Below are 12,673 nucleotides of genomic sequence, written 5' to 3' on the forward strand. Positions count from 1 at the left end.
CATGGATATCACCCTGAGCAGACCCTCGACCTGGACCGCGCTTCTTCTTCGCCGTGCACCGCTCGCGCTGGGCACCGCGCTGTTGCTGGCCGCCGCGCCGGCCATCGCCCAGACGGCGCTGCCGCCCACCGCAGCGGATGCGATCCGCTGCCAGGACGACAGCTGCCGCAGCGACGACGGCCTGTTGCTGCGCATCGGCGATGACGATGGCGCGGTGCTGCCGTTGCCGGGCCGCGTTGATCCGCGGGCGGCCAACGCGGTACCGCTGGCACCGGCCGCCACGCCGGATGTCGCCGGACCCGGCGGCCAGTTCATGGCCGAACTGCCCAATGGCGGCGTGGTCTGGGCCACCGAAGATCCCACCATGGTGCCGCCCAGCCTGAGCGTGCAGGCGGCGGCCACGGTGCCGTTCGAGAACGGCCGGGTGATCCGCCCGCTGCGCTTCCACAGCTACAACAACTACGCGTCGTTCATCCAGAAACTGGAGGTGACGCTGTACCGCGGCACCGACACCGACCTGGTCATCCCGCTGGCGCGGATCCAGTTGCCGGCCGACTACGTGGGCGACGCCGAATGGGATGGCACGCTGCCCGAACAGATCAAGCTGCGCACCGGCGATGACCTGATCTACGTGGCCCGTGCCTACGGTGCCGGTGGCGCGTTCGATGAAACGCGCATCCAGCGCATCCAGCTGGTGACCCCGGCCGACTTCGACCGCGGCCTGCAGGTCACCCGCGAGAACGTGCAGAAAACCCTGGGCCAGGCGCTCGACGGCGACAGCGCGCAGGACCTGCAGGTCAGCAACAGCATCTACGGGCAAAGCACGCTGCGCCTGCAGAACATTCCCATCCACGGCTCACGCGTGCGCCTGTATGGGCGCAACCTGGAACCCAACAGCCGGGTGCGCATCAACGGCCAGGATTTCCCGGTGGACCTGGAGCAGAAGTTCGCCGCCGAGTTCCTCGAGCCGGTGGGCCAGCACCGCTACGACGTCAGCGTGGAAGCGCGCGATGCCCCCTCGGCGCAACGCCAGCTGGACGTGGACGTGACCGGTCGCTACCTGTTCCTGGTGGCCATCGCCGACGTGACGCTGTCCAAGAACAGCGCCAGTGGCAACGTGCAGCCGCTGGCCGCCGACGACCGCGACACCGACGGCTTCCTCAGCGACGGCCGGTTGGCGTTCTATCTGAAGGGCAAGATGCGCGGCAAGTACCTGGTGACCGCGCAGGCCGACACCCAGGACCGCGAGCTCAAGTACCTGTTCCGCGACTTCACCCAGGCCGATGCACAGGACGTGTTCCGCCGCCTCGACCCGGACCTGTACTACCCGGTGTACGGCGACGATTCCACCACCTACCGCGACGTGGATACCCAGGGCCGCTTGTACCTGCGCGTGGACTGGGACCAGAGCCAGGCACTGTGGGGCAACTACGCCACCGGCATCACCGGTACCGAGTACGGCCAGTACGTGCGCTCGCTGTACGGCGGCGCGTTGAACTGGCGCTCGCTGGAGGCCACGCCGCTGGGCGAGGCGCGGTCGCAGCTGAAGGTGTTCGGGTCCGAAGCGCAGTCGGCACCGGGGCACAGCGAATTCCTCGGCACCGGCGGCAGCCTGTACTACCTGCGCCACACCGATGTGCTGCCCGGCTCGGAGCAGGTGGTGCTGGAAGTGCGCGACCGCACCACCGGGCGCACTGAAACCCGCGCCACCCTGCAGGAGGGCGTGGACTACGAGATCGACGACCTGCAGGGTCGCCTGATCCTGACCCGCCCGCTGGCCCAGCTCACCCGCGAGAACGTCCGCAGCATCACCCGTGACATGCCGCTGGACGGCTACGACCAGTTGCTGCTGGTGGACTACGAATACGTGCCGCTGGGCTTCAGCAGCGACGACGTCACCTACGGTGCGCGCGGCCGCCAGTGGATCGGCGACCACGTGGCGATCGGGGGCACCTGGATCGACGAAAACCGCAGCGGCGAAAACTACAGCCTCAAGGGCGCCGACCTGACCCTGCAGGCCGGGCGCGGTACCTACCTGAAGGTGGAACAGACCCGCACCGATGCGACTGCCGCACCCGTGTTCTATTCGGACAACGGCGGCCTGAGCTTCATCCGCCGCAACCCGTACGAAGGGCGGCGCTCGGGCACGGCCAGCGCGGTGGAAGCGCGCGCCAACCTGCGCGAGCTGGGCTGGACCGCGCGGGACTGGAGCGTGGGCGCGTGGTGGCGCGACGTGGATGCCGGTTTCTCGGTGGCCCGCCAGGACACCGGCCAGCCGATCCAGGAATACGGCGCGGAGTTCCTGGGCTACCTCACCGACGACGTCAGCCTGTACGGCCGCCACACCCGCACCGAGCAGGGCGAGCTGGCCCTGGAGCAGAGCCAGCTCACCGCCGAGTGGCGGCTGGGCAACGACGGCCAGCTCACCGGCGAACTGCGCCGCGTACGCGAGGAACAGGCACTGCAGGACGTGTCGGCGATGCTGGCGGCAATCGGTTACCGGCAGCGCTTCGGGTCGTCGTGGGAGCTGTACGGCACCGGCCAGGTGACCCTGGACGATGACGGCGGCGCCTACGAGAAGAACGACCTGCTCACCCTGGGCGCGCGCTACCTGTTCGGCGACCGCAGCAGCGTGGGCGCCGAAGTCAGCGGCGGCAGCCGCGGCAACGGGGCCAAGGTGGATGCCGAGTACCGCATGGCGCCGGACCACAGCCTGTACGGCAGTTACAGCTACAGCACCGACCGCACCGGCACCGACCCGCTGTTCGACACCGGCCTGCAGAGCGGCTGGACGCTGGGCCAGCGCTGGCGCCTGAGCAACCAGGTGAACGTGTACAACGAAAGCCAGTACCTCAAGGACCGTCGCCAGGACAGCGCCGGGCTGGTGCACACCTTCGGCATGGACTTCTATCCCGCGCAGGGCTGGAACCTGGGCTTCACCGTGATGGATGGCGAACTGGATTCCACCGTGGGCCGCATCGACCGCCGCGCGTACAGCGTCAGCGGCGGCCGCACCGACGCAGTGGCGCAGTGGAACAGCAAGCTGGAGTACCGCCGCGACAGCGGTGCCGAGCAGCGCGAGCAATGGGTGACCACCAACCGCCTGCTGTACAAGCTCAACGAAGACTGGCGCTTTGCGTTGCGCGCCAACTACGCCGACACCGACGACCGGATCAACCCGGTGGCCGATGCCAAGTTGGTGGAAACCAACATGGGCTTTGCCTGGCGCCCGCACGACGCTACCGGGTGGGCCGGCTTCGGCAAGTTCACCTATCTCTACGACGTGGCTTCGCTGGGCCAGGAAGGCGGCAACCTCTACGACCAGCGCTCGCAGGTGCTGTCGGTGGAGGGCATCCGCCAGTTGGGCGCGCGCTGGGAAGTGGCGGCCAAACTCGCCTCACGGTGGGGCGACTACCGCACCGGTCGCGGCGAAGGCGCCTGGCTGGACAGCCGCGCCGACTTCGCCGCGCTGCAGCTGCGCTACCGCCTGTTCGAGAAGTGGGAAGGGCTGGCCGAGCACCGCTGGCTGAAGGTACGCGACGGCGGCGTCCGCAAGGGCTGGCTGCTGGGCGTGGACCGCCGGGTGGGCGAGAACTTCAAGGTCGGGGTGGGCTACAACTTCACCGAGTTCAGCGACGACATGACCGAGCTGAAGTATGACCAGAAGGGGTTCTTCTTGAATATGGCGGGGTATTACTAGGCTTCGTCATTGTCTGGCCTGCCACGCATGGCGTGGCACTACCGGAGATGGCGGCTTCGGCGGTCGGCTCCGGCCGTCGCTCGTAGAGCCGGGCTCTGCCCGGCTGGGCCACCGACCAACCCGATCCCATGCCATGCCGCTGGCCGGTTCCGCACCGCCCGGCTCGCCGGGCTGAATGCCTGCCAACACTTTTCGGCTGAATGGGGTGGGGGAACCCGGTCGTTCAGCGCAAATCGACGCTCCGTGGGCGCATTTATCTAAACAAGCTATTGATTTTAATGATGTTTGACCTATTTTCTGACCCTCTCGCCACTGTCATCATTTCGCGGTACGTTATCCGGGTAATCAGTGCCATCGTTGCATGAACAGAACGCTGGAACTTCTTTCCCCTTTAGCAGTCCAAGTTTCAGACTGCTAAGATGAGCCCTATGAGCCAGAACACGTCTACTGCCCTTGTGGCAAACAATCTCCCGATTCCCAGTGCGCTCGGTTCGCTGGACGCCTACATCGGTGCCGTGCACCAGATCCCGGTGCTGTCGGTCGATGACGAGCAGGATTTGGCCCGCCGCTTCCGCGACGAGCTGGACCTGGACGCCGCGCGCGAGCTGGTCCACTCCCACCTGCGCTTCGTGGTGCACGTGGCCCGTGGCTACAACGGCTACGGCCTCGCCCTGGGCGATCTGATCCAGGAAGGCAACATCGGCCTGATGAAGGCGGTGAAGCGCTTCGACCCGGACATGGGCGTACGCCTGGTGTCGTTCGCGGTGCATTGGATCCGTGCGGAAATGCACGAGTTCATCCTGAAGAACTGGCGCATCGTGAAGGTCGCCACCACCAAGGCGCAGCGCAAGCTGTTCTTCAACCTGCGCAAGTCCAAGACCCGCCTGGGCTGGATGAACGCGGCCGAAGTGCGCGCCGTGGCCAAGGACCTGAACGTTTCCGAGCGCGAAGTGCTTGAAATGGAATCGCGCCTGTCCGGCCGCGATATCGGTTTCGATGCGCCCAGCGACGAAGACAACGAAAACGCCCCGCCGTCGCCGGCTGCGTACCTGGTGGCCGACGCGGAAGATCCGTCGATGGCCTACGAGCGTGCCGACAGCGAAGACAACAAGCTGCAGCTGCTGCGCGAAGGCATGGCCGAACTGGATGCGCGTTCGCGCGACATCATCCGCCGTCGCTGGTTGGACGCGGACAGCAAGGTCACCCTGCAGGAGCTGGCCGACGAGTACGGCGTGTCGGCCGAGCGCATCCGCCAGGTCGAAGCGAACGCGCTGAAGAAGATGAAGGCGCTGTTTACCGCGTAATGCGGGGCGGCGTTGAGGTGATAAAAGGCCCGGCACTGCCGGGCCTTTTCTTTTCCGGAAGCGTCGGTCCTGTAACGCAACGGCCCGGCAATGCCGGGCCGCTGACGTCATACGCTCCACGCCATGCGCGGATCCGTGCGGCCTCACTTCTCCCGCGCGATTGCCCGCCAGCCGATGTCGGTGCGGTGGAACTCGTTGTCCCAGGTCACCTTCGCCACGCCGGCATACGCGTTGGCCTGCGCCTCGCCCACGCTGTCGCCCAGCGCCGCCACGCACAGCACCCGGCCGCCCGCGCTTACCACCTGGCCCTGCGCGTCCAGCGCCGTGCCTGCATGGAACACCTTGGCCGTGGCCGGCACCGTGTCCAGGCCGTGGATCACATCGCCGCTGATCGGCGTTTCCGGGTAGGGCGCCGCCGCCATCACCACGCCCAGCGACGGGCGCGGATCCCACTGCGCCTCTACCTCGTGGAGGCGTGCGTCGATGGCCGCCTGTACCAACTCCACCAGGTCCGACTGCAGGCGCAGCATCACCGGCTGCGTTTCCGGGTCGCCGAAGCGCACGTTGAACTCGATCACCTTCGGCGCGCCGTTGGCATCGATCATCAGCCCGGCATAGAGGAAACCGGTGAACGGAATGCCGTCGGCGATCATGCCCTGCACGGTCGGGTTGACCACCTCGCGCATCACCCGGGCATGCACCGCGTCGGTGACCACCGGGGCCGGCGAGTACGCGCCCATGCCGCCGGTGTTCGGGCCGGTGTCGCCGTCGCCCACGCGCTTGTGGTCCTGCGAGGTCGCCATCGGCAGCGCGGTGGTGCCGTCCACCATGGAAATGAAACTGGCTTCTTCGCCGTCGAGGAACTCCTCGATCACCACGCGCGCGCCGGCGTCGCCGAACGCATTGCCCGACAGCATGTCGCGCACCGCGTCTTCGGCCTCGGCCAGGGTCATCGCCACGATCACGCCCTTGCCCGCGGCCAGGCCGTCGGCCTTGACCACGATCGGTGCGCCCTTCTCACGGATGTAGGCCAGCGCCGGCTCGATCTCGGTGTGCACGGCATAGAACGCGGTCGGGATGTTGTGGCGGGCCAGGAAGTCCTTGGCGTACGCCTTGCTGCCTTCCAGCTGCGCGGCGGCGGCGGTCGGCCCGAAGATGCGGTGCCCGGCGGCGCGGAAACGGTCCACCACGCCGGCCACCAGCGGCACTTCCGGGCCGACCACGGTCAGGCCGATGCCTTCGGCAGCCACCAGGGCCAGCAGCCCGTCCAGGTCGGTGACCTTGACCGGCACGTTGCGGCACTTGGCCTCGGTCGCGGTACCGGCGTTGCCGGGGGCCACGATCACTTCCTCCACCGTCGCGGACTGGGCCAGCTTCCAGGCCAGGGCGTGTTCACGGCCGCCGGCGCCGATGACCAGGATCTTCAATGCAGTTCTCGCGTGTGGGGGGCAGACCCGCGATTTTACGCGGTGTCGGCCTGCCCTGCATGGGCGTGGCCGCCCGACGGGGCCACCTGGTGCAGCGGCGCCAGGTTACTCGGCGCAGTCCGCGCGCTGCAGTTCCGGCGGCACCGCGTAGCGGCGCGCGACCGGATCGAACGCCACCAGGTCGTAGCTGTGCGCCGGCCCGGTGCAGTCCTGCCCACGGCTGCGGACGGTCAGCGGCCAGTACCCGTCCACCGCGTCGGCGGTGCCCACGGCAATGCTGAAGTCCACATTGAACGGGGTGTCATCGCAGCCCTTGCCCGCGTCGCCGCAGGGCCGGGCGGCGCTGTTGTCGATGTGTTCGCGCAGCACCGCTACCTCGCGCAGGCGGTTGGCGTGCACGGCCACATAGGTGCGCGAGGCGAGGGTGACGCCCCGCTGGATCTCGCCATGGGTGATCCGGAACGCATGGCGCTGCGGACCAAGCGGCTCCACCTGGACCGTGCCCGGCGCGCCCCTGCGACCGTACTGGCCCTGCAGGCGCTGGGCGATGACCAGCAGCGGCGCTTCGCTGGTGCCAACGGCTGGACCATCGCGCAGCACGTACAGATCCAGCCGGCCCGGTTCCACGCTGGCGGCGTCGTCCAGCGTCTGGCAGACCGCCAGCAGCGTCTGCACATGCCCATCAGTATCGCGCGTGTCACGGGCACACACGCTGCGCGTGACCGGGCGCTGCGCCTCCACCTCGGTGTCGTCCCACTGGTCCTGCCACGGCGCGTCCAGCCGGGCGTTGTCGCCATAGCGCGCATGCAGGAAGCCCAGCAGGCGCTGATCGGCGGTGCCACTCACCTGCAGGGTGTCTTCCACCTGCGCGGTGCTATCGAGCACACGGCGCGGTTTGCCTGGCTCGGAAGCGGGCGTGGCATCGCCGCACCCGGCGAGCAGGACGAGCAGTGCGGCGGCCAGCGCGAACGGGCGCAGGCGGTGCACTGCACGGCCCGCGCGCACCATCACTCGCACCCTTCGCGGTTCAATACATCGGGGAAAGCGTAGGTCCAGGTCTTCGCGTCCAGGGTGAAGCGATGCTCGCGGCGCACCGGGGTGCGGCCACAGCTCATCCCGGTTTCCTCGATCACCAGCGGCCACTGCCGCGCGGCCGGGTCGCGGGTGTCGAAGGTCAGGGCGAAATCGAGGTTGAACAGACGGGCCTGGCAGTCCGGCTCGGCGTCGGCATCGTCGCAGTCGTAGGCACTGCTGTTGTCGATGTGGCTGCGCACGCCACCGGCCTCCACCAGCCCGTTCGGGCCGGGCAGCACCAGCGTCTGGGTGATCAGCGAATAGCCCTGGCCAAACCAGCCGTGCTCGATGCGGAACCCGTAGAAGTCGCTGCCGGCGCGGATGATCTGCACCGTACCGGGCTGGCCCTGGCTGCCGAAGTTCTGGCCGGTCAATTCGGCGGCCACGGCGAAACGGTCGGCCTCGGGGCGCAGTACGAAGAAGTCGATCGCGCCCGGGTCCGGGTGCGCGCCGTCCAGCGGCCAGCCGCATACAGCCAGCAGCTGCTGCCAGCTGTCGCCGGTCACTACCGGTTGTTCGGCGCAGACGCGCCAGTCGGTGGGGCGGGTGTCGCCATCCTGGCTCCAGCTGCCACGCCAGGTGCCGCCCAGTTTCGCGGTCTTGCCGTAGCGTTCGGTCAGAAAGGCCTGCAGCCGCGCGGTGCGGCTGACGTGGGCCACCGGTGCGGCGGGCGTCTGCGCCGCAACGGGGGCGGCCGGGGCCGCCGGTTCACCGGCCGGGGTGCAACCGGCCAGCGCGGCCGCACTGGCAATGGCCAGGGCGGCGAGGGTCTTCATGGGCTGCGGGGACATCCGTGTCGCTCCAGGGGTCAGTGGCGGAAGTGACGGACGCCGGTGAACACCATGGCCAGGCCGTGTTCGTTGGCGGCGGCGATCACTTCGTTGTCGCGCATCGAGCCGCCCGGCTGGATCACCGCCTTGATGCCGGCCGCAGCGGCGGCATCGATGCCATCGCGGAACGGGAAGAACGCATCGGAGGCCATCACCGAGCCTTCCACCACCAGGTTCGCGTCGGCCGCCTTGATGCCGGCGATACGCGCCGAGTACACCCGGCTCATCTGCCCGGCGCCCACGCCGATGGTGCGGTTGTCCTTGGCATACACGATGGCGTTGGACTTCACGAACTTGGCTACCTTCCAGGCGAACAGCAGGTCGGCAAACTGCTTGTCGGTGGGGGCCAGCGTGCTCACCACGGTCAGTTCGTCGCGCGCCATGCCACGGTTGTCCGCGCTCTGGATCAGCAGGCCCGAGCCCACGCGCTTGGTGTCGTAGTTGTTGCGGCCCTGCCCGTGCGGAATGCGCAGCACACGCACGTTGGCCTTCTTCTGCGCGTATTCCAGCGCGGCCGGTTCGTAGTCCGGGGCGATCAGCACTTCAACGAACTGGCGGTCCAGGATCACCTTGGCGGTGGCGGCATCCAGCGGCTGGTTGAAGGCGATGATGCCGCCGAAGGCGCTGGTCGGGTCGGTCGCGTAGGCCAACTCGTAGGCATCGCCGTTGCCGGCACCCACGGCCACGCCGCACGGGTTGGCATGCTTGACGATCACGCAGGCCGGCACGTCGAACTGACGCACGCATTCCCACGCCGCATCGGCATCGGCCAGGTTGTTGTAGCTCAGTTCCTTGCCCTGCAGCTGCTGGAAGGTGGCCAGCGTGCCCGGCACCGGGTACAGGTCGCGGTAGAACGCGCCGCTCTGGTGCGGGTTCTCGCCGTAGCGAAGGTCCATCACCTTCACGAAGCTGGAATTCATCTGCGCCGGGAATTCGCTGCGCACCGGTACCGCCGCATCGCTGGCGGCAACGGCCGACAGGTAGTTGCTGATCGCCGCGTCGTACTGGGCCACGCGGTTGAACGCGGCCACCGAGAAGGCAAAGCGCTTGGCGGCCGACAGCTTGCCGTCGTTGGCGTCCAGTTCGGCCAGCAGCTCGGCGTACTGCGACGGGTCGGTGGCCACGGCCACGCGCGCGAAGTTCTTCGCGGCCGAGCGCAGCATCGCCGGGCCGCCGATGTCGATGTTCTCCACTGCATCGTCCAGCGTGCAGTCGGCCTTGGCGGTGACCGACTCGAACGGGTACAGATTCAGCACCAGCAGGTCGATCGCGCCGATGCCGTGTTCGGCCATCACCGCGTCATCCAGCCCGGCACGGCCGAGCAGGCCGCCGTGCACCATCGGATGCAGGGTTTTGACCCGGCCGTCCATCATTTCCGGGAAGCCGGTGACGTCGGCTACGTCCTTGACGGCCAGGCCCGCCTCGCGGATCGCCTTGGCGGTGCCGCCGGTGGACAGCAGCTCCACGTTGCGCGCCGCCAGGGCGCGGGCCAGGTCGATCAGACCGGTTTTGTCGGAGACGGACAGGAGGGCCCGACGAACGGGCAACAGATCAGCAGTCATGGGGACAGGGCAATCGGCAGCGGAGCGGGGCCAATATTGTAGGCGGTGGGGGCCGGTGGCGGGCGCCGCCCGGCCGATATTGCCCCCGGCAGCCGCATCCGGCACACCGCCCGGCCCCCGCAGGCCGGCGGCGCTGGGGTAGGCTGCGCGCTCTGCCAGGGATTTGCAGGTCCAGAACGTGTCGACAGCAACATGGAAGGGGCCGCTGCTGGCCAGCCTGGTGGTATTCGCCGGGACCGGCACCGCCGTGCAGGCGCAGGACACCGCGCGCGGGGCGGCCGACGCACCGGTGCAGGTTGTGGAGATTGCGGCGCTGCCGGTGGCGGTGGATGCCGCCCACGGGGCCGGCGCGCCGGCCGATGCCGACGGGTCCAGCAGTGACGACCTTGAGCAGCGTGCCTACCGGGCCTACGAAGACCAGGACTGGCCCCAGGCCAGCCGGCTGATCGCGCAGGCCATCGCGTTGGCGCCGGACCAGGCCGGCCTGTACCGCCTGAAGGCCTACATCGCCGCCGCGACCGCCGACGACGCCGGGGTGCTGGCGGCAGCTGAGCAGGCGCTGCAGCGTGATCCGGGCGATGCCGAAAGCCTGCAGCTGCGCGGCAGTGCGCGGGCCAAGGCGGGCGATGCGCAGGGCGCGTTGGCCGACTACGCTGCGGCCTTGCAGGCGGGCTGGCATACCAGCGGCTTCTTCCGCAATTACCTGTACGTGCTCAACCAGCAGCATGCCAACGCGCGGATGCTGGAGGTGCACGCCGCCTACGAAGACGCCTACCGCCGCGACCCTGAAGGCACCGGGCTGCACCCGGACATCCCCTTCCATGCCGCCCAGGCCTACCAGCACCTGGGCCAGCCGCGCCGCGCGCTGGACCTGCTGGACCAGGCCATCGCGCAGTCGCCCCAGGTGGCTGGCTACTACGGCAACCGCGCGTTGGCCCAGCACGCGCTGGGCCGCTCCAGCCAGTCGCTGGCCGACGATGCCCGGGCGATGCAGCTGGACCCCACCGAGCCGCTGTATCCGTACAACCGCGGCGTGACCCGGCTGGACATGGGCGACCCGACCGGGGCGCTGCAGGACTTCAAGGCCGCCCTGGCGCTGGGCAAGGACGACGCCGATACCTGGCTCAACATCGGCGTGGTCGAGGAGCGGCTGGGCCACACGCGTGAGGCGCTGGCCGCCTACGACCGTGCGTTGGCGAAGGCGCCGGGCAATGCGAAGGCGCTGACCAACCGTCTGTCGCTGCTGGGCAAGGCCGGCAAGAGCGATGCCGCGGCGGTAGCCGCACAGGCCGCCCGCCTGCCCACCGAAAACCAGGCGCAGCTGCTGTTCAACCAGGGCCAGGCGCAGACGCGGGCAGGGGAGTGGCAGGCCGCTGCGGATCTGTTCGCGCAGGCGGTGCGGCTGGATCCCGGCCTGGACACCGGCTGGCTCAACCTGGGGGTGGCGCAGGCCCGGCTGGGGCAGCACCAGCGTGCGCTGGACACGTTCAATGACTACCTCCAGCGCGCTCCGCTCAAGACCCTTGGCCTGCTCAACCGCGCCAACGTGCTGCACGAGCTGGGCGATGACGGCGCGGCCGAGAAGGACCTGCTGCGCGCCGCCCAGCTGGAACCGGGCAACCTCGACATCCAACAGCGGCTGGCCACCCATTACAGCCGTACCGGCCAGACCGACAAGGCGCGGCGCTACTACGCCCAGCTGGTGAAGCTGCCGGGCAACCTGTCGCCCGATGCCTTCATCAACTACGCGGCGATGCTGCTGCAGCTGGGCGATACCCGCGAGGCGGCGGTGGTGGCGGCCAACGGCGTGGCACGCTTTCCGGACGACTACGGCCTGCGCGTGAACCTGGGCAATGCGTTGGGCGACAGCGGCCAGCACCCGCAGGCGGTGGACGCCTACCGCGCGGCGATGCGGCTGCAGCCCGCGCGCCTGGACGCGCACTACAACCTGGGCAACCTGTACCTGCAGCAGCTCAAGCAGCCGCGCAAGGCCGTGCAGGAATACCGCACCGCGTTGAAGCTGCAGGGCGATCCGGAGTTGGACGCGTCCGGCCAGCGCGGACAGCGCATGGACATCCACCTCAACCTGGCCAGCGCGCTGGCCGACACCGGTGATGCGGACGCCGCGCGCCGCGCGCTGCAGGCCGCCATCGATGACGCGCCGGACGATTACCGGCCATGGTTCAACCGCGCCGCGATGGCATTGTCGGCCGGCAACCCGGCAGCGGCCGCGCCGGACTTCGAGGCGGCGTGGGTGCGCCTGGACGCACTGCAACGCGCGCAGCCGGCGCAGGCGCAGCCTGACCCGGCGTTGCAGGAACATGCCGGCTACGTGCTGTTCCACCTGGGCCGCACCGGCGAGGCGGCCATCCGCATGCAGCAGGTGCTGCAGGCGCAGCCGGACAACATCGACGCGCAGCGCAACTATGGCTACATGCTGCTGGACCTGGGCCGGCCGCAGGATGCGAAGCGGTTGTTCGACCAGGCCTTCACCCGGGAACCGGACGAGGTGGACGGCTGGCTGGGCATGCTGGCCTGCGCGATGCTGGAGAGCGACCCGGCGCAGCTGGACCGGCTGAAGCGACAGTTCGAACAGCGCTTCACCACGCGTTACGTGCTCGCCGCAGGTCTGCCGGAACAGTTGATGCGCAGCGAAGGCTACTGGTACTCCGACCGCTTCCTGCAGCTGTGGCGGCAGCTGCTGGCAGCGGGGTGAGCCGATGCCGTCAGCGGGCGTTTCCCTGCATCGGCGCCGACAGGTAGATTAGCGAACGTC

7 protein-coding genes are annotated in these 12,673 nt (G+C 68.8%); 3 read left to right on the forward strand and 4 right to left on the reverse strand.

Going from position 1 to position 12,673, the window contains the following annotated elements:
• Window position 1: 1 nt before the first annotated feature.
• The gene (locus AC6CHL_RS14775) at window positions 2-3,700 is read left to right on the forward strand and encodes a TonB-dependent receptor (RefSeq protein WP_498295058.1); all 3,699 of its coding nucleotides are present in this window, start codon (window positions 2-4) and stop codon (window positions 3,698-3,700) included.
• Between the two features lie 428 nt (window positions 3,701-4,128).
• Complete coding sequence (gene rpoH, locus AC6CHL_RS14780; RefSeq protein WP_038685839.1) at window positions 4,129-5,004, forward strand: RNA polymerase sigma factor RpoH; 876 nt, start codon at window positions 4,129-4,131, stop codon at window positions 5,002-5,004.
• A 143-nt stretch (window positions 5,005-5,147) separates the two neighbouring features.
• Here the strand turns inward: rpoH and purD are convergent, their stop codons facing one another.
• The 4 genes from purD to purH all read right to left on the reverse strand — a co-directional run bounded on the left by purD (window position 5,148) and on the right by purH (window position 9,897).
• On the reverse strand, window positions 5,148-6,431 hold the full coding sequence (gene purD, locus AC6CHL_RS14785) for a phosphoribosylamine--glycine ligase (protein ID WP_498295060.1): 1,284 nt from the start codon (window positions 6,429-6,431) through the stop codon (window positions 5,148-5,150).
• Between the two features lie 105 nt (window positions 6,432-6,536).
• Window positions 6,537-7,439 carry a hypothetical protein gene (locus AC6CHL_RS14790; RefSeq protein ID WP_498295062.1) on the reverse strand — a complete coding sequence of 301 codons (903 nt, stop codon included), beginning with the start codon at window positions 7,437-7,439 and terminating at the stop codon, window positions 6,537-6,539.
• A complete protein-coding gene (locus AC6CHL_RS14795; RefSeq protein WP_498295064.1) occupies window positions 7,439-8,296 on the reverse strand; it encodes a hypothetical protein in 858 nt (285 codons plus the stop codon). Before AC6CHL_RS14795 ends, AC6CHL_RS14790 begins: the two co-directional genes overlap by 1 nt.
• A gap of 17 nt (window positions 8,297-8,313) precedes the next feature.
• On the reverse strand, window positions 8,314-9,897 hold the full coding sequence (purH, locus tag AC6CHL_RS14800) for a bifunctional phosphoribosylaminoimidazolecarboxamide formyltransferase/IMP cyclohydrolase (protein WP_498295066.1): 1,584 nt from the start codon (window positions 9,895-9,897) through the stop codon (window positions 8,314-8,316).
• Window positions 9,898-10,075: 178 nt separating this feature from the next.
• Here purH and AC6CHL_RS14805 point away from each other — a divergent pair, with 178 nt between their 5' ends.
• Complete coding sequence (locus AC6CHL_RS14805; protein ID WP_498295067.1) at window positions 10,076-12,613, forward strand: tetratricopeptide repeat protein; 2,538 nt, start codon at window positions 10,076-10,078, stop codon at window positions 12,611-12,613.
• Window positions 12,614-12,673 lie beyond the last annotated feature (60 nt).

This window comes from Stenotrophomonas sp. GQ19 (assembly GCF_059758695.1).